The organism is Shewanella sedimentimangrovi, assembly GCF_017354965.1.
Classification (GTDB): Bacteria; Pseudomonadota; Gammaproteobacteria; order Enterobacterales; family Shewanellaceae; genus Shewanella; species Shewanella cyperi.
On the sequence record NZ_CP071502.1, the window covers coordinates 987,324 to 1,003,561 of the forward strand.

At 56.0% G+C, this 16,238-nt stretch carries 19 protein-coding genes; 18 read left to right on the forward strand and 1 reads right to left on the reverse strand.

What is annotated here, in order from left to right:
* The 6 genes from lgt to JYB85_RS04140 all read left to right on the forward strand — a co-directional run bounded on the left by lgt (position 1) and on the right by JYB85_RS04140 (position 4,547).
* On the forward strand, positions 1-810 hold the full coding sequence (gene lgt / locus JYB85_RS04115) for a prolipoprotein diacylglyceryl transferase (protein WP_207381177.1): 810 nt from the start codon (positions 1-3) through the stop codon (positions 808-810).
* Positions 807-1,601: a thymidylate synthase gene (gene thyA / locus JYB85_RS04120; RefSeq protein WP_207381178.1), complete on the forward strand. Its 795-nt coding sequence runs from the start codon at positions 807-809 to the stop codon at positions 1,599-1,601. Before lgt ends, thyA begins: the two co-directional genes overlap by 4 nt.
* Before the next feature lie 108 nt (positions 1,602-1,709).
* Positions 1,710-2,885 (forward strand): Na+/H+ antiporter NhaA, encoded by a 1,176-nt coding sequence (gene nhaA / locus JYB85_RS04125; protein ID WP_207381179.1) that lies wholly within the window; start codon positions 1,710-1,712, stop codon positions 2,883-2,885.
* Between the two features lie 2 nt (positions 2,886-2,887).
* Positions 2,888-3,790 carry a transcriptional activator NhaR gene (nhaR, locus tag JYB85_RS04130; RefSeq protein ID WP_207381180.1) on the forward strand — a complete coding sequence of 301 codons (903 nt, stop codon included), beginning with the start codon at positions 2,888-2,890 and terminating at the stop codon, positions 3,788-3,790.
* An 84-nt stretch (positions 3,791-3,874) separates the two neighbouring features.
* Complete coding sequence (locus tag JYB85_RS04135; RefSeq protein WP_207381963.1) at positions 3,875-4,114, forward strand: FAD assembly factor SdhE; 240 nt, start codon at positions 3,875-3,877, stop codon at positions 4,112-4,114.
* Complete coding sequence (locus JYB85_RS04140; protein WP_207381181.1) at positions 4,095-4,547, forward strand: protein YgfX; 453 nt, start codon at positions 4,095-4,097, stop codon at positions 4,545-4,547. Before JYB85_RS04135 ends, JYB85_RS04140 begins: the two co-directional genes overlap by 20 nt.
* 39 nt (positions 4,548-4,586) lie before the next feature.
* Here JYB85_RS04140 and nadB read toward each other — a convergent pair whose 3' ends face one another.
* On the reverse strand, positions 4,587-6,188 hold the full coding sequence (gene nadB / locus JYB85_RS04145) for an L-aspartate oxidase (RefSeq protein WP_207381182.1): 1,602 nt from the start codon (positions 6,186-6,188) through the stop codon (positions 4,587-4,589).
* Between the two features lie 186 nt (positions 6,189-6,374).
* On the opposite strand from nadB, the gene rpoE reads away from it, so the two are divergent.
* The 12 genes from rpoE (at position 6,375) to tnpA (ending at position 16,159) form a co-directional block, all read left to right on the forward strand.
* Positions 6,375-6,953, forward strand: a complete 579-nt coding sequence (gene rpoE, locus JYB85_RS04150; RefSeq protein WP_207322153.1) for an RNA polymerase sigma factor RpoE — start codon at positions 6,375-6,377, stop codon at positions 6,951-6,953.
* 55 nt (positions 6,954-7,008) lie between these two features.
* Complete coding sequence (locus JYB85_RS04155; RefSeq protein WP_207381183.1) at positions 7,009-7,581, forward strand: sigma-E factor negative regulatory protein; 573 nt, start codon at positions 7,009-7,011, stop codon at positions 7,579-7,581.
* Positions 7,582-7,591: 10 nt separating this feature from the next.
* The gene (locus tag JYB85_RS04160) at positions 7,592-8,530 is read left to right on the forward strand and encodes a MucB/RseB C-terminal domain-containing protein (protein WP_207381184.1); all 939 of its coding nucleotides are present in this window, start codon (positions 7,592-7,594) and stop codon (positions 8,528-8,530) included.
* Positions 8,527-8,997 carry a SoxR reducing system RseC family protein gene (locus JYB85_RS04165; RefSeq protein ID WP_207381185.1) on the forward strand — a complete coding sequence of 157 codons (471 nt, stop codon included), beginning with the start codon at positions 8,527-8,529 and terminating at the stop codon, positions 8,995-8,997. The genes JYB85_RS04160 and JYB85_RS04165 overlap by 4 nt, the downstream gene beginning before the upstream one ends.
* A gap of 102 nt (positions 8,998-9,099) precedes the next feature.
* On the forward strand, positions 9,100-10,890 hold the full coding sequence (gene lepA, locus JYB85_RS04170) for a translation elongation factor 4 (protein WP_207381186.1): 1,791 nt from the start codon (positions 9,100-9,102) through the stop codon (positions 10,888-10,890).
* Positions 10,891-11,051: 161 nt separating this feature from the next.
* Positions 11,052-11,969, forward strand: a complete 918-nt coding sequence (gene lepB, locus JYB85_RS04175; protein WP_207381187.1) for a signal peptidase I — start codon at positions 11,052-11,054, stop codon at positions 11,967-11,969.
* A gap of 3 nt (positions 11,970-11,972) precedes the next feature.
* Positions 11,973-12,653, forward strand: coding sequence for a ribonuclease III (rnc, locus tag JYB85_RS04180; RefSeq protein WP_207381188.1), 681 nt, complete (start codon positions 11,973-11,975; stop codon positions 12,651-12,653).
* Positions 12,650-13,660 (forward strand): GTPase Era, encoded by a 1,011-nt coding sequence (gene era, locus JYB85_RS04185; RefSeq protein ID WP_207381189.1) that lies wholly within the window; start codon positions 12,650-12,652, stop codon positions 13,658-13,660. The genes rnc and era overlap by 4 nt, the downstream gene beginning before the upstream one ends.
* Positions 13,661-13,666: 6 nt before the next feature.
* Entirely contained in the window at positions 13,667-14,350 is a 684-nt protein-coding gene (recO, locus tag JYB85_RS04190) for a DNA repair protein RecO (protein ID WP_207381190.1), read from the forward strand.
* A 76-nt stretch (positions 14,351-14,426) separates the two neighbouring features.
* Entirely contained in the window at positions 14,427-15,164 is a 738-nt protein-coding gene (gene pdxJ, locus JYB85_RS04195) for a pyridoxine 5'-phosphate synthase (RefSeq protein WP_207381191.1), read from the forward strand.
* Positions 15,164-15,547: a holo-ACP synthase gene (gene acpS, locus JYB85_RS04200; protein ID WP_207322163.1), complete on the forward strand. Its 384-nt coding sequence runs from the start codon at positions 15,164-15,166 to the stop codon at positions 15,545-15,547. The genes pdxJ and acpS overlap by 1 nt, the downstream gene beginning before the upstream one ends.
* 165 nt (positions 15,548-15,712) lie before the next feature.
* Positions 15,713-16,159, forward strand: a complete 447-nt coding sequence (gene tnpA, locus JYB85_RS04205) for an IS200/IS605 family transposase (protein ID WP_207381940.1) — start codon at positions 15,713-15,715, stop codon at positions 16,157-16,159.
* The last annotated feature ends 79 nt before the right edge of the window (positions 16,160-16,238 follow it).

Here is a 16,238-nt window from a genome sequence, read left to right on the forward strand (position 1 = left end):
ATGGCACTGAATTTTCCGCAAATAGACCCAATCATAGTGTCCTTTGGTCCTTTTGAGATCTTCGGCACCAGCCTTGAGCCGGCACTGCGCTGGTATGGTTTTATGTATCTGGTGGGCTTTGTGGCGGCCCTGTGGCTGCTCAACCGTCAGGCCGACCGCTCCAATGGCCTGTGGAGCCGGGAGCAGGTGTCGGATCTGCTGTTTTATGGCTTTCTCGGGGTTGTGCTTGGGGGACGCGTTGGTTACGTGCTCTTCTATCATTTGGATCTTTTCCTGGCCAATCCCATGTACCTGTTCAAGATCACCGAGGGCGGCATGTCTTTCCACGGCGGTCTTATCGGGGTGATTTCCGCCATGGCCTACATAGCCTGGAAGCAGAAGCGGCATTTCTTCGCGGTGGCGGATATGGTGGCCCCTGTGGTGCCGATAGGCCTGGGCGCCGGTCGCATAGGCAATTTCATTAATGGTGAACTCTGGGGCCGGGTATCGGATGTGCCTTGGGCCATGGTGTTCCCGACCGGCGGGCCCGATCCCCGCCATCCATCTCAGTTATACCAATTTGCCCTGGAAGGTGTGGCCCTGTATCTGCTGCTGTTCTGGTTCAGTCGCAAGCCAAGACAACAGGGAGCAATTTCCGGCATGTTTTTGCTCGGCTACGGCAGTTTCCGCATTTTGGTGGAAACTGTGCGTCAACCCGATGCCCACCTTGGTTATTATCTGGGCATTATCACCATGGGCCAGATCTTGTCCGTGCCCATGTTGGCATTGGGTTTGTATTTGATTTTGCGTAAACAGGAACCACGTGCATGAAACAGTATTTGGAATTAATGCAGCATATTCTCGACAATGGCACCGACAAGAGCGACCGCACAGGTACCGGCACCCGCTCCGTTTTTGGCTACCAGATGCGTTTCGACTTGAGCAGGGGATTCCCCCTGGTGACCACCAAGAAGTGTCACCTGCGCTCCATCATTCATGAGCTGCTGTGGTTCCTCAAGGGCGACACCAACGTGGCCTATTTGCATGAACACAAGGTCAGCATTTGGGATGAATGGGCTGATGAGCATGGCAATCTGGGACCGGTTTATGGTGCCCAGTGGCGCAGTTGGCCGACACCGGATGGTCGTCATATAGATCAGATTAGCCAGGTCATTGAACAAATTAAGTCAAACCCTGACTCCCGTCGTTTGATTGTGTCGGCCTGGAACGTCGGCGAGCTGGACAAGATGGCGTTGGCTCCCTGTCATGCGTTTTTCCAGTTTTACGTTGCCGATGGCAAGTTGTCTTGCCAGCTGTATCAGCGCAGTTGCGACGTCTTCCTGGGACTGCCATTCAATATCGCCAGTTATGCCCTGTTGACCATGATGGTGGCCCAGCAGTGCGATCTGGAATTGGGTGACTTTGTCTGGACCGGGGGCGATACCCATCTGTACAGCAACCATATGGAACAGACGGCGTTGCAGCTCGGCCGTGAACCCAGACCCTTGCCGACTCTGACCATAGCGCGCAAGCCCGAATCCATCTTCGATTACCGCTTCGAGGACTTTGAGTTATCCGGTTACGATCCCCATCCCCACATCAAGGCGCCGGTTGCCATTTGATGCTTAAGTCTGATACCTCGGAATTTTCGAGGTATCAGGCAGAAACTTACGATTATATTTGCTAGTCTTGTTTAGGTACACTCGCTCCATATTCATTCGGAGGGTGACATGAAACGAGCTTTGCGTAATTTTTTTAGCCAGGAGTCGAGCGGCGGTATCTTGCTGCTGTTGGCCGTGGCGTTGGCCATGTTGTTGGCCAATTCCCCACTCCATGGGCTTTATCAGAGTTTTATCGCCACCCCGGTGCAACTGCGCATCGGCGCCCTGGACATAGACAAACCCTTGCTGCTGTGGATTAACGATGGCCTGATGGCCTTGTTCTTTCTGCTGATTGGTCTTGAGGTGAAGCGGGAACTGCTGGAAGGCTCACTGTCCAGCCTGTCCAAGGCGTCGTTACCGACCTTCGCGGCCATAGGTGGCATGCTGGCGCCGGCGCTGATTTACCTGGCCTTTAACGGCGACGACCCCCTGACCCAAAACGGCTGGGCCATTCCCGCTGCCACCGACATTGCCTTTGCCTTGGGGATCCTGGCGCTGCTCGGTAACCGGGTGCCGGCGGCACTCAAGGTGTTTTTGTTGGCGCTGGCCATCATTGATGACCTGGGTGTGATAGTCATCATTGCCCTGTTCTACAGCAATGATCTGTCCATGGCCAGCCTGTTGGTGGCCGCGGTGGCGGTTGCCGGTCTGGTGACCCTCAATGTCCGTGGCGTTAACCGCCTCTTGCCCTATGGCGTGCTCGGTTTGCTGCTGTGGACAGCGGTACTGAAGTCCGGCGTCCATGCCACCCTGGCCGGCGTAGTGATAGCTTTCTGTATTCCGCTTGCCGGCAAGCGCGGCAATTCGCCCGCCAGGCATCTGGAGCACAAGCTGCATCCCTGGAGCAACTGGCTGATCCTGCCACTCTTTGCCTTTGCCAATGCGGGGGTGCCACTGGGCAATATGTCCATGGGCGATCTGCTTTCACCGGTCCCGCTCGGGATAGCCCTGGGGCTGCTTATCGGAAAGCCTTTGGGGGTGATGTTGTTCAGCTATCTGGCGGTAAAGTTCAAGTTGGCTGAGTTGCCCGAAGACGTTACTTGGCAGTCACTGACGCCGGTGGCCGTCATGTGTGGTATCGGCTTTACCATGTCTATGTTTATCGCCTCGTTGGCATTCGAGCATGGCGGCGTTGAGTTTGGCGACCTGGCTCGCTTGGGGATACTGCTGGGATCCATGCTGGCGGCGGTGATAGGTTACCTTTGGCTTGACCGCCTGCTGCCCAAGACTGTCAGCAGGGATTGACGATGCAGCATCTGAATTACAACCATCTGTATTATTTCTGGATGGTGCAACGCAAGGGCTCGGTGGCAAAGGCCGCCGAGGCCCTGTGCCTGACGCCACAGACAGTGACAGGTCAGGTCCGCGCCCTGGAAGAACGCCTCGGAGGACCGCTGTTTCGCCGTGCCGGCCGCAGCCTTGAGCCCAGCGAACTGGGTGAACTGGTATTCCGTTATGCCGATCGTATGTTCAACTTGAGTTACGAATTGCTGGACTTGCTCAATTATCAGAAGGATGCCTCACTGCTGTTCGAGGTGGGCATAGCCGATGCCCTGTCAAAGGCGCTGGCCGGTCGCATCTTGCTCACCGCCATGGATGACAAGATGCGCCTCAATTGCTATGAGGCCACCCATGAGAGCCTGATGGCGCGGCTGCGGGAGCATAAGCTTGACATCATATTGTCCGACTGTGCCGGTGAATCACTCAAATACCCGGAGATCCTCTCCAAAAAACTGGGGGAGTGCGGTGTCAGCTTTTTTTCCGTCCGTAGCTATGACAGACCCTTCCCGGCTTGCCTGGAGCAGGATGCACTGCTGATCCCGGGCAAGCGCACCAGCCTTGGTCAGCAATTATGTCGGTGGTTCCATGAGCAAAACCTTGAGGTCAATATAGGTGGTGAGTTCGATGATGCCGCCATGATGAAGGCCTTTGGTCTGTTCGGTCGGGGCATTTTCGTTGCCCCGTCCATATACCGTCAGGATCTGTTGCAGCAAGGGATGCAGTTGCTGGGGGAAACCCTCGACGTGCGTGAGGAGTACCATGTGATGTTTGCCGAGCGGATGATCCAGCACCCGGCGGTAAAACGCCTGCTGGCATCGGACTTTGGGTCTTTGTTTGCCGGCGAAGAGCTTTCTCCCATGGTCGAATGATGGGATTCGCTTGCGGTGGTAAAACTGCTAGACTAGCGCCCACTTGACCGCAGTATGAGTAAGGGGAAAAAGGTGTCGGAATTGATGAACATAGCCCGGGTCAGATGGGCCTGCCGTCGCGGTATGCTGGAATTGGACGTGTTGTTTCAACCCTTTGTTGAAAAGCATTATGAGGCCATGAGCGATACCGATAAGGCGGTGTTTGTGCGTTTGCTGGCCTGCGAAGATCCTGAGTTGTTTGCCTGGTTCATGGGACACGAGCAGTGCCCGGATCCCGAACTGGCCGCCATGGTGATCACTGTTCGTGGACGCGAGGCGCCATAATTTTTTCCTGGGGCCATCCCGCGACAGTTGGCTTTGTTTTGCGCTGTTGTGGGCCCTGAGCCTCAGTAGTTTTCTGGCTTGGCCGCGACACACGTCGCTGGCTGGGCTGAAAATCCTGCTTATCTTCCTGTTATGCCTGTCTTTTATTGCTGCCGCCAGGCGTTTGTGGTTGTGGCGCTGGCAATTCAGCCTGGATGTTGAAGGGCGGGGACTGCATTCCGATGGGCGTCAGTTCTCGCTGTTTCTGCCCCTGTGGGTGTCTCCCTTTGCCTGTCTGATCTGTTTCCGCAACCAGGGACAAGAGGGCCTGATGGAGCGTCGGAGTCGCTGTGTGCTCATCTGCGCCGATATGTTGCCCGATAACCAGTACCGCCATCTGTGTCGCTTGCTGCTGCAAATAAGGGACAAGAAGTCGCAGGCGGTGACGCAATAAAAAAAAAGCGCCTTGCAAGGCGCTTTTTTTATTTTCGGGTTAATCGGGCTGCAATATGGTGGGGCCCGAGTGTTCCAGCTTGGCCGGATGATCTATGTTGCAGTGCAGGCCGCGGCTTTCTTTACGGGCCATGGCGCAGCGGATAATAAGCTCTGCAACCTGCACCAGATTACGCAGCTCCAGCAGGTTATTGCTGACCCGGAAGTTGGAGTAATACTCCTCGATTTCCTGCTGCAACATGGCGCAGCGGCGCAGGGCCCGCTCCAGGCGTTTGTCGGTACGCACTATGCCCACATAGTCCCACATAAACAGGCGCAGCTCGTGCCAGTTGTGGGCGATAACCACTTCCTCATCCGAGTCGGACACCTTGCTTTCGTCCCAGGCAGGCAGCTCACCTGGCATGGGGATCTTGCCCAGCTGGCTCTCTATATCCTGGGAGGCGGCGCGGGCAAACACCAGACATTCCAATAGCGAATTACTGGCCAGGCGGTTGGCGCCGTGCAGGCCGGTATAGGCCACTTCACCTATGGCGTACAGACCGTTGAGGTCGGTCTGGCCATGAAGATCCGTCATCACACCGCCACAGGTATAGTGAGCAGCAGGCACCACGGGGATGGGATCCTTGGTGATGTCTATGCCCAGCTCCAGGCAACGGCTATGAATGGTTGGGAAGTGTTTGATAACAAATTCGGCCGGTTTATGGCTGATGTCCAGATAAACACAGTCGACCCCCAGACGCTTCATTTCAAAATCGATGGCCCGGGCCACTATGTCCCTTGGTGCCAGCTCGGCCCGCTCATCGAATTCCGGCATAAAGCGGCTGCCATCGGGGCGGCGCAGGAAGGCACCTTCACCGCGCAGGGCCTCGGTCAGCAGGAAGTTACGGGCGTCCGCGTGGTAGAGGCAGGTGGGGTGGAATTGATTGAATTCCATGTTGGCGACCCGGCAACCGGCCCGCCAGGCCATGGCGATACCATCGCCACTGGCCACATCCGGGTTGGAGGTGTATTGATAAACCTTGGAGCAGCCCCCCGTGGCGAGGGCGACGAATTTGGCCCTGACGGTTTCCACCTGCTCCTGCTCCCGGTTCCAGACATAGGCACCCAGCACCCGGTTGCCTGGGCGACCCAGTTTGCGGCTGGTGATAAGGTCGATGGCGTTGTACCGCTCCAGCACCTGGATATTGGGGTGATTGCGGGCCCTGTCCTGCAGTGTGGTTTGTACCGCCTTGCCGGTGGCATCGGCGGCATGCAATATGCGCCTGTGGCTGTGGCCGCCTTCACGGGTGAGGTGATAGGGCTGACTGCCGTCGCCTTCCTCGTCCTTGTCAAAATCGACCCCGCATTCTATTAACCATTGCATGGCTGATTTGGCATTGGCGGCTGTGTAGGTGACCACGGCCTCATCGCAAATACCGGCGCCGGCCACCAGGGTATCGGCCACATGGGACTCGACCGTATCGCCTTCGTCAAAGACAGAGGCGATGCCGCCCTGGGCGTAATAGGTGGAGCCTTCGCTTAATGGGCCCTTGGAAATCAGAATAACCTTCGTTTTTTCAGCCAGATGCAGCGCCAAAGTCAGGCCGGCCGCACCACTGCCTATCACCAGTATGTCTGATTGGTGTTCAACTGCTTGTTTCATCGGGTATCATGTCAGGTCAAATAAGTTCCGCTATGGTAAACCAAGTCGCACTTTTAAGGTACTTGCCGCCGTCGCGGTTTTTTTATAATTGCGCAGAACTTTTTATACAGACGCGAGTCTCAATAACTGAATATGATTCGAGCGACTGAGAAATCAGCAATATAGATTTGGGAGAAGTCGGCTCGGATGAGTGGACAACAAAGCGATCAACAGCTGGTAGAGCTGGTGCAGCAGGGCAATAAAAATGCCTTTAACCTGCTGGTGCAAAAATATCAGGGAAAGGTCATCAATCTGATTTCCAGGTATGTACGGAATCAGGCTGACGTGGCCGATGTGGCTCAGGAAGCCTTTATCAAGGCGTATCGCGCATTGCCCAATTTCCGTGGTGAGAGTGCTTTTTATACCTGGCTCTACCGCATTGCGGTTAATACCGCCAAGAATTATCTGGTATCCCAGGGACGCAGGGCGCCGGCCAACGATGTGGATGCCGATGAGGCAGAGTATTACGACGGCAGTGATGCGCTCAAAGAATTTGCTTCACCGGAACGGCTGATGCTCTCCGATGAGATTAAGCGGGTGGTGTTTGAGACCCTGGAGTCCTTACCCGAAGAGCTGAGAATGGCTATTTCTTTGCGGGAACTCGATGGCATGAGCTATGAAGATATAGCCAACATCATGGATTGCCCGGTTGGAACTGTCAGGTCGCGGATTTTCCGCGCCCGGGAAGCGATAGACAAAAAGCTCCAGCCGTTATTGGAGAACTGAAACTGAACATTCAAGCAGTCTTGATTTTAACAGCCTTTACAGAGACAGGTGCGTAATGGAAAAAACAGGTCAGGAATGGGTATCAGCCGCAGTGGACGGCCAGATCGACAAGGAGTCGCTGGCGCAGTTGGCAGCAGATACAGATTCACAGCAGCAATGGGCACGTTATCACCTGATTGGGGATGCGATGCGCGGCGAGTTGCCTGAGACGATCCATCTGGATCTGAGTGCCGGCATTGCGGCCGCCATTGAGCAGGAACCAACAGTTTTGGCCCCGCGCCGTTCCTCCGCGCAGGACAAACTGGGTGGCATGCTGCGTCACTTTGGCCAGTATGGCATTGCCGCCGCCGTGGCCCTGGTGGCCGTGGTGGGGGTACAAAACTACCAGGCCGTTGATACCGAAAACGCCCCTTTGCCCGTGCTCAATACCCGTCCTTTGGTCGGTTCTGCATCACCGGTGAGCCTGCAAACTGGTGCCGCACAACAGAATCAGGGCATGATCAATGAGCAGTTGTTGGAACAGCGTCGCCGTATCAATGCGTATTTGCAGGACCATATGCTGCAACAAAGATTGAACACCGGTGTGGTTGTAGACGAGAATAGCGAGGAAACCCCGGTCAATCGCTGAAGGAGTTAGCTTGCGTTTCTTGTTATTGGTCCTATGTGGCCTGATTTTTCCCGCCTTTGCGGATGAGATGTCCGCCAAAGCCTGGCTCGAGCAGATGAGCCAGGCCCTCAAACAACAACAGTACAAAATGTCGGTCATGCACATGCAGGCCGACCATATCCGTCCCCTGGTGTATCTGCATGGCAAGGTTGAAGGCAGGGAAGTGGCGTTTCTTGAGCATCTCAATGGCCCGGTGAAAAATGCGGTGCGTATCGACAATACTGTCACCTTTATCGAGCATGATCAACCGGCCTACAGCGTCAATGCGACCAGTATCGAAGGGCTGTGGCCGGCAATATTTGCCGGGAACATCAATGAACTGGAGCCCGGCTACCAGTTTGTCCTCGGTGGCCGCAGCCGTATTGCCGGTCGCCCCGGGCAACAGGTGCGCTTGATCCCGAGCGATGAACATCGATTTGCACTGCAGGTTTGGTTGGACATGGATACCTTTTTGCCGCTGCGCTACGACATGCTGACCGCCAACAAGGAACTGCTGGAGCAGGTGATGGTCATTGAGCTGTTGGTGCTGGATAGCCCTCCGGCGCTGCTGGTGGAAGCCGCCCGTCAGGAGTGGCCTCCCGTGCTAAACCAGCTGGCGCGCCAGGATGGCCAGAATTGGCAGTTTTCCTGGTTACCCGAGGGGTTTAGAATTGTGGCCCGGGACCATCATCGCCTGATGGGCAGCCAGGAAGCGGTGGAGTTCGTGGCCCTGACCGACGGCATAGCCAAAATTTCAGTGTATGTGGCCCGCGCCGGCAGTACGCCCTTGCCCGATGAGCTGGTGACCCGCAATGGCCTGGCCCTGGTGACCGAAAAGGTGGGCAATGCCGAAGTGGTGGCCGTGGGTAAGGTACCTGCCGCGACCCTGAGTCGTATCATCCGCAGCCTGACCCTGGAATCTGCGCCATGATGGAGGAGCTGGCCCGGGTAGTGGCCATTGAACCCCAGGGCTGGGTCCAGCTTGAGGTGGAACTCAAAAGCGCCTGTGGCCACTGCAGTGCCAGCGACAATTGTGGCACCTCCGCAGTGGCCAAAGCCTTTGCTCCCAAACACCAAAGATTTTCCATTCATACCGATGTCACTTGCCAGGCGGGCGATATGGTGCGCCTGGGACTGCCAGAAAGTGTACTGTTGAAAGCCGCGGCCCTGGTGTACCTGCTGCCGCTCGCCGGACTGTTGACCGGGGCGTTTGTTGGCAATGGCCTGGGCGAGTTGACCAGCCTTGGCAGCGATGGCGCCGCCATAGCCCTGGGGTTGCTGGCGGGTGTGGGCAGCTGGCGACTGGGCAAAAGTCTGGCTAAAAAGCTGGAGGCGGGCAGTCAGCCTGTCATTCTGGCCAGGCTCGGTCCATGCTTATCCCCTGATCCCCACTCCTGAGCGCCAGGGGCGAAATAGCATGAATCTGATTGGTATTGAGATAGCAATCGGGTACAATTTCGCACCTTTGATTTCGTCGTTCACTTTAGTCATTACAGCATAATGAAACACATTAGAAACTTTTCCATCATTGCCCACATTGACCATGGCAAATCCACTCTGTCCGATCGGCTTATCCAGGTGTGTGGCGGTCTGACCGACCGTGAAATGGCTGAACAGGTACTCGATTCCATGGATCTTGAGCGTGAGCGCGGCATCACCATCAAGGCCCAGAGCGTGACCCTGGACTACAAGGCAAAAGACGGCGAGACCTATCAGCTTAACTTTATTGATACCCCGGGCCACGTGGACTTCTCCTATGAAGTTTCCCGCTCCCTGGCCGCCTGTGAAGGTGCGTTGCTGGTGGTGGATGCCGGTCAGGGCGTAGAAGCCCAGACACTGGCAAACTGTTACACCGCGCTGGAAATGGATCTGGAAGTGGTGCCGGTACTGAACAAAATCGACCTGCCCCAGGCCGAGCCTGAGCGTGTGGCCGCCGAGATTGAAGACATAGTCGGCATCGAAGCCACAGATGCGGTGCGCTGCTCTGCCAAGACAGGTGTCGGCATAGACGAAGTGCTCGAGACCATAGTGGCGCAGATCCCTTCCCCAGAAGGCGACCCGGAAGCGCCACTGCAGGCGCTTATCATCGACTCCTGGTTCGACAGCTACCTTGGGGTTGTGTCATTGGTGCGTATCAAGAACGGTGTGCTCAAGAAGGGCGACAAGTTCAAGGTGATGAGCACAGGCCAGGCGTACAACGCGGATCGCGTCGGTATCTTCACTCCGAAGATGAAAGACCAAGCTGAGCTGAAAACCGGTCAGGTAGGCTATGTTATCGCCGGCATCAAGGAAATTCACGGCGCCCCTGTGGGTGATACCCTGACCCTGGCCAAGCACGGTGCCGAGAAACCACTGCCGGGCTTTAAGAAGGCTAAGCCTCAGGTATACGCCGGTGTGTTTACCATATCCACCGACGACTATGAAAGCTTCCGTGATGCGCTGAACAAACTCAGCCTAAACGATGCGTCCTTGCAGTTTGAGCCCGAAACCTCTTCTGCGCTGGGCTTTGGTTTCCGTATCGGCTACCTGGGCCTGCTGCACATGGAAATCATCCAGGAGCGTCTGGAGCGTGAATACGATCTGGACCTCATCACCACGGCGCCAACCGTGGAATACGAAGTGCTGCTGACCAACGGCGAAACCGTTTACGTTGATAACCCGTCCGATCTGCCGGCCATCAACCACATCGAAGAGATGCGTGAGCCTATAGTGCAGGCCAACATTCTGGTGCCGAAAGAGTATCTGGGTAACGTTATTACTCTGTGTATCGAGAAACGCGGTGTGCAGAAGAACATGGTTTACCACGGCAATCAGGTGGCGCTGACCTATGATATTCCGGCTGCCGAAGTGGTAATGGACTTCTTCGACCGCCTCAAGTCTACCAGTCGTGGTTATGCCTCGCTGGAATATAACTTTATCCGCTTCGAGCCCGCCGACATGGTGCGTCTGGACGTGCTGATCAACGGCGATCGCGTAGACGCGCTGGCGATGATCATCCACCGCTCCAACATCCGCCACAAGGGTATTGCCCTGGTGGAGAAGATGAAAGAGCTGATCCCAAGGCAGATGTTCGATATCGCCATTCAGGCGGCCGTGGGTAACCAGGTTGTGGCCCGTTCTACCGTGAAGGCGCTGCGTAAAGACGTAACCGCCAAGTGTTACGGTGGTGACGTATCCCGTAAGAAGAAGCTGCTGCAGAAGCAAAAAGAAGGTAAGAAGCGGATGAAGCAGTTGGGGAACGTGGAAGTACCGCAGGAAGCCTTCCTCGCCGTGCTCAAGCTCAACGAGTAACAGTTGAGCCTGTACTGACCAAGACCTGAGCGCCGCAGTTTGCGGCGCTTTAGTTAGTTTATCCGCCAGCGGCGGGTAAATTCACCAAAGCGCAATGCATTCAGGAACATCCTTGGTATAAAAGTGACTAACAAGACGTAATCAACCGGCAAGGAGAGTTCATGGCCGCTTACTTTTCACAGATTCTGGTTCTGGTGACCCTGGTTTCGGGACTGATATGGTTTTTCGATGCCAGGTTTCAGGCGCCCAAGCGCCGCGAAGCGCTGGCGTTGGCCAAGGCCAGCAATGCCAATCTCAGCGATGAGGCAGCCGAGGCCCTGGTGCGCGAGCCCTATATGGTCGAAACCGCCCATTCCATTTTCCCCGTTATCGCCTTTGTATTGGTGTTGCGCTCTTTTCTGTATGAACCATTCCAGATCCCGTCGGGCTCCATGATGCCAACCCTGTTGGTGGGCGATTTCATCCTGGTGGAGAAGTTCAGCTATGGCATCAAGGACCCGGTGTGGCGCAAGCAGTTGGTCGATACCGGTGAGCCCAAGCGTGGTGACATAGTGGTATTCAAGTACCCTGAGAACCCGGCCATTGACTATATTAAACGGGTAGTGGGCCTGCCGGGTGATCGTATCTTCTATCAGGATAAGCAGCTGTATATTCAGCGCGCCTGCCAGGAAGGCGAAGCCTGTGGCAGCGTGCCACAAAAGGTGGAACGGGTGTCGGTGAATTCGGGTGAGTTTTCACATGATGGTGTGCCGCTGCTGAAATTCCGCGAGCAACTGGGCGATGTGGCCCACGATATTTTGATCAACCCACGTCGCCCCGATATGCGCGGCATGTTCTTCCATAAGGGCGGTCTGCCAACCGGTGAGTTCCTGGTGCCAGAAGGCCATTATTTTATGATGGGAGACAACCGTGACAACAGTACCGACAGTCGCTTCTGGGGCTTTGTACCCGAGGAAAACCTGGTGGGCAAGGCGGTGGCGATTTGGATCAGTTTTGAATTCGAACGTGGCCCCGGCGATGTGCTGCCCTCCTGGATCCCAACAGGGGTGCGTTTCAACCGGGTTGGTGGTGTAAACTAAGTCATGGAACCTATCAAGAACCTGCCCAGGCTGTGCCGTACCCTGGGCTACAGCTTCAGTGATATAGGTCTGTTGAATCAGGCCCTGACCCACCGCAGCGCCTCCAATCTGCATAACGAAAGGTTGGAGTTTCTCGGTGACTCCATTTTGTCGATAGTCATCTCTGATGCCCTGTATCATCAGTTTCCCAAGGCCACCGAAGGTGATTTGAGCCGGATGCGCGCCACTTTGGTGCGCGGTGATACCCTGGCCGTGATAGCCAAGGAATTTAAACTGGGTGACTACCTGACCCTGGGGCCGGGAGAACTCAAGAGTGGCGGTTTCCGCCGTGAGTCTATCCTTGCCGATGCGGTGGAAGCCATCATAGGGGCCATCTATCTGGATGCCGATCTCGACACCTGCCGTGGCCTGTTGCTCAGCTGGTACAAGGATCGCCTGGCGGGCATACAGCCGGGTGTGAGTCAGAAGGACGCCAAGACCACGTTGCAGGAGTATCTGCAGGGCATGAAAAAACCGCTGCCCGAGTACCATGTGGTCGCGGTCGAGGGTGAGGCCCACGACCAGACATTTACCGTGGAATGCCGCATTGCCGATCTGCCCCAGAGCGTGATCGGTGTTGGCAGTTCACGCCGCAAGGCCGAACAGGTCGCTGCTACGCAAGTATTGGAATTATTGAAGAAATGAGTAAAAAGCCCGAGGACATTCGTCCTCAAGATGCGCCCCAGTCCGAGCCAAGCCTGGACGAATTGCTGGCCCGCATGAACGCCCAAAATGCCCCCGCGCAGCACTATGATGTGACCTACTGCGGCATGGTGGCCATTGTCGGCCGTCCCAACGTGGGCAAGTCAACCTTGCTCAACCGTCTGCTGGGGCAAAAGATCAGCATTACCTCGCGCAAGCCCCAGACCACCCGTCACAGGATCATGGGGATCCACACCGAGGGACCGCACCAAATCGTTTTTATCGACACCCCCGGTCTGCATATTGAAGAAAAGCGGGCCATCAACCGCCTGATGAACCGGGCGGCCGCCAGTTCACTGGCCGATGTGTCCATGGTGATCTTCGTGGTCGATGGCCTTGCCTGGACCGCCGACGATGAAATGGTGCTTACTAAACTGCGCCGCGGTGGCGAAGAGCGCAAGACAGTGCTTGCCATAAACAAGGTCGACGGCATCAAGGACAAGGAACAGTTGTTCCCCCACCTCGAAGAGCTGGCGACCAAGTATGACTTCGATGAAATATTGCCGATTTCTGCCAAGACCGGCACCAACGTTGCCCGCATCCTTGAGTTGGCGCGGGAGTCACTGCCCGAATCCGTGTTCTTCTTCCCCGAAGATTACGTGACCGACAGATCCCAGCGCTTTATGGCCTCGGAAATCGTCCGTGAGAAGCTGATGCGCTTTTTGGGGGACGAGCTGCCCTACGATGCCACGGTGGAAATCGAGCAGTTTAAAATGATGGAAAACGGCGTGTATCAGATTAACGCCCTGATCCTGGTGGAGCGCGATGGCCAGAAGCGCATGGTCATAGGTAAAAAAGGCGAGCGTATCCGCACTATAGCCTCCGAAGCGCGGATGGACATGGAGCGCCTGTTCGACAACAAGGTATTCCTCGAAGTGTGGGTCAAGGTCAAGTCCGGTTGGGCCGATGACGAACGGGCTCTGCGCAGTCTGGGCTACGGCGAAGACTGAGTTGCCATGGAAAGGGGCTACCTGCTGCACCTGCGTCCCTACCGGGAATCCAGCGCTATAGTGCAATTGCTGGTGGACGGGCAGGGGCGGGTGGACGCGGTGGCCCGCCTCGGCAGCGGCAAGCGCACGGTCAAGGCCTTGCTGCAACCTTTCCAACCCCTGCTGTTTTCCCTCGCCGGTCGCGGTGAACTTAAAAACCTGCAACAACCGGAAGCTTACGCTCCAGCGGTGCCCCTTGGCGGCGATGCCCTCTATGCCGGCATGTATCTCAATGAATTACTTATCCGCTGCCTGTCGCACGGCCACGCGGGAGAAGGTCTGTTTCTGGCCTATCACCAAACCCTGATGCGGCTGGCTCTCGGCATGGATCAGGCCTGTCTGCGTTATTTTGAGCTGGCGCTGCTCTCAGAACTTGGCACCTGTCCTTCACTGGAGGAAGATGCCCTGGGGAATGTGGTACAGGCCGACAGCCACTACAGCTGGCGACCTCAGCTCGGCCTTGCCCCCGACAGCCGCGGCGATATAGCCGGTCATACCCTGTTAGCCCTCAGTAACAGGGAGCTGCAATCTGAGCAGCTGCGTCAGGCCAAACTCTTGCTGCGCCAATTACTGGCCCCCTTTGTCGGTGATAAGCCCCTGGCCAGCCGTGAATTATTTCGTCGCCGTCAGGGTGGCAATCAACCAGCCTGAGTCGCGACGATAGGACTGCACTTTGTGGCGCGGCTCAAGTACAATGGCGCCTCACCAAAAAGCCAAGGAGTTGTCGATGAGCCGCATTTTACTGGGCGTGAACATAGATCATATTGCCACCCTGCGTCAGGTCCGTGGCACCCATTACCCCGATCCTGTCCATGCCGCCGCCGTGGCCGAGCACGCGGGTGCCGATGGCATCACTATTCACCTGCGGGAAGACAGGCGCCACATCATTGATCGCGACGTGTATCTGTTGGCCAAGACCCTCAAGACCCGGATGAACTTCGAGTGTGCCGTCACCGAGGAAATGCTGAATATCGCCTGTGACATCAAGCCCACCTATGTGTGCCTGGTGCCGGAGAAGCGTGAAGAGCTGACCACAGAGGGGGGCCTGGATGTGGCCGGGCAAATGGACAAGATCCGCGCTGCGGTAACCCGTCTTGCTGCTGCAGGCATCAAGGTATCCCTGTTTATCGATGCCGATAAGACCCAGATTGACGCCGCCGTTGCCGTGGGGGCTCCGTATATCGAGATCCACACCGGCTGCTATGCCGATGCCGAAACCGAAGCCGAAGAGGCCGCCGAGCTCGACAGGATCACCCGCATGGCCAAGTATGCCCATGAGCAGGGGCTGACGGTCAATGCCGGTCACGGTTTGCACTACCACAACGTTAAACCCATTGCCGCCATTCCGGAACTGTATGAACTCAACATAGGCCATGCGATTGTTGCCCGCGCAGCCATTGATGGTCTGGACAAGGCGGTGCGCGACATGAAGCAGCTGATGCTGGAAGGTCGTCGGGGCGAGTAATGGCAATCCTGGGGCTGGGCACTGACATAGTTGAAATTGAACGGATCCGCGCCCAGCTGGAGCGGGGGGGGGAGCGCCTGGCCCGGCGGGTATTGACCGAGGCCGAGCTGGCCCGTTTTGCCGCCAGTGCCCAACCCGAGCGCTATCTGGCCAAACGCTTTGCCGCCAAGGAAGCTGCTGCCAAGGCGCTTGGCACCGGCATAGGTCGGGGCGTGTCGTTCCAGCACATTGAGACGGACAACAATGCCGATGGGGCGCCGGTGCTGAGTTTCAGTGGCGGTGCCGCCGAACGCTTGGCAGCCATGGGGGGCAACCGAATACACCTCTCCATCGCCGACGAACGCCATTATGCGGTGGCAACCGTGATACTCTCGCGTGACTGACAGATCTGCCCGACTTTGAAGAGACGCCCCGGTGGCGTCTTTTTTATTGTCACCCTAAAACCACCTCCTATGGAGGTGGTGATCGTTCTGGTGGGGCTTTGCCCGGAGAATGCCCATGCTAAATACTCCCTCGGTTTGTTACCAGCAAATCAAGGAGTAAGTAGCATGAGCAGATATGAATCCGCGTCTCACGTATTCTATCGTTGTCAGTATCACCTCGTTTGGACACCCAAGTACAGGTACAAAATCCTGAAAGGTAATCTCGGCAGAGAGCTTTATCGAAGTATCTATGTTTACTGCAACATGAAGAAATGCAGAGTCGTGGAACTAAATGTTCAGGAAGATCATGTCCATCTAGTAGTCAGAACCCCACCCAGTCTAAGCGTGTCGGATTTAATGGGTTTTGTTAAAGGGAGAACCGCGATCAGGATGTTTGCCAAATTTCCTTATTTAAGAAAGCACAAGCTCTGGGGGAATCACTTCTGGCAACGGGGTTATTTTGTGGACTCAGTAGGAGCAAACGAAGACATAATCCGTAGATATGTACGGCACCAGGAAAAGACAGCCAAAGAAGAAGAGAAACGGCAAATAGCGTTAGGGTTGGAAGGTTAGTTTTTAAGCCCCCTTTTAGGGGGCTGTGTCAAAGCCACCTGCTATGCAGGTGGATTTTTACTGGCTTGAGTTGCCCACG

Coding starts and splice junctions, on each gene's coding strand:
- lgt (WP_207381177.1), top strand. CDS start 1: ATGGCACTGAATTTTCCGCAAATAGACCCAATCATAGTGTCCTTTGGT.
- thyA (WP_207381178.1), top strand. CDS start 807: ATGAAACAGTATTTGGAATTAATGCAGCATATTCTCGACAATGGCACC.
- nhaA (WP_207381179.1), top strand. CDS start 1,710: ATGAAACGAGCTTTGCGTAATTTTTTTAGCCAGGAGTCGAGCGGCGGT.
- nhaR (WP_207381180.1), top strand. CDS start 2,888: ATGCAGCATCTGAATTACAACCATCTGTATTATTTCTGGATGGTGCAA.
- JYB85_RS04135 (WP_207381963.1), top strand. CDS start 3,875: ATGAACATAGCCCGGGTCAGATGGGCCTGCCGTCGCGGTATGCTGGAA.
- nadB (WP_207381182.1), bottom strand. CDS start 6,188: ATGAAACAAGCAGTTGAACACCAATCAGACATACTGGTGATAGGCAGT.
- rpoE (WP_207322153.1), top strand. CDS start 6,375: ATGAGTGGACAACAAAGCGATCAACAGCTGGTAGAGCTGGTGCAGCAG.
- JYB85_RS04155 (WP_207381183.1), top strand. CDS start 7,009: ATGGAAAAAACAGGTCAGGAATGGGTATCAGCCGCAGTGGACGGCCAG.
- JYB85_RS04165 (WP_207381185.1), top strand. CDS start 8,527: ATGATGGAGGAGCTGGCCCGGGTAGTGGCCATTGAACCCCAGGGCTGG.
- lepA (WP_207381186.1), top strand. CDS start 9,100: ATGAAACACATTAGAAACTTTTCCATCATTGCCCACATTGACCATGGC.
- lepB (WP_207381187.1), top strand. CDS start 11,052: ATGGCCGCTTACTTTTCACAGATTCTGGTTCTGGTGACCCTGGTTTCG.
- rnc (WP_207381188.1), top strand. CDS start 11,973: ATGGAACCTATCAAGAACCTGCCCAGGCTGTGCCGTACCCTGGGCTAC.
- era (WP_207381189.1), top strand. CDS start 12,650: ATGAGTAAAAAGCCCGAGGACATTCGTCCTCAAGATGCGCCCCAGTCC.
- recO (WP_207381190.1), top strand. CDS start 13,667: ATGGAAAGGGGCTACCTGCTGCACCTGCGTCCCTACCGGGAATCCAGC.
- pdxJ (WP_207381191.1), top strand. CDS start 14,427: ATGAGCCGCATTTTACTGGGCGTGAACATAGATCATATTGCCACCCTG.
- acpS (WP_207322163.1), top strand. CDS start 15,164: ATGGCAATCCTGGGGCTGGGCACTGACATAGTTGAAATTGAACGGATC.
- tnpA (WP_207381940.1), top strand. CDS start 15,713: ATGAGCAGATATGAATCCGCGTCTCACGTATTCTATCGTTGTCAGTAT.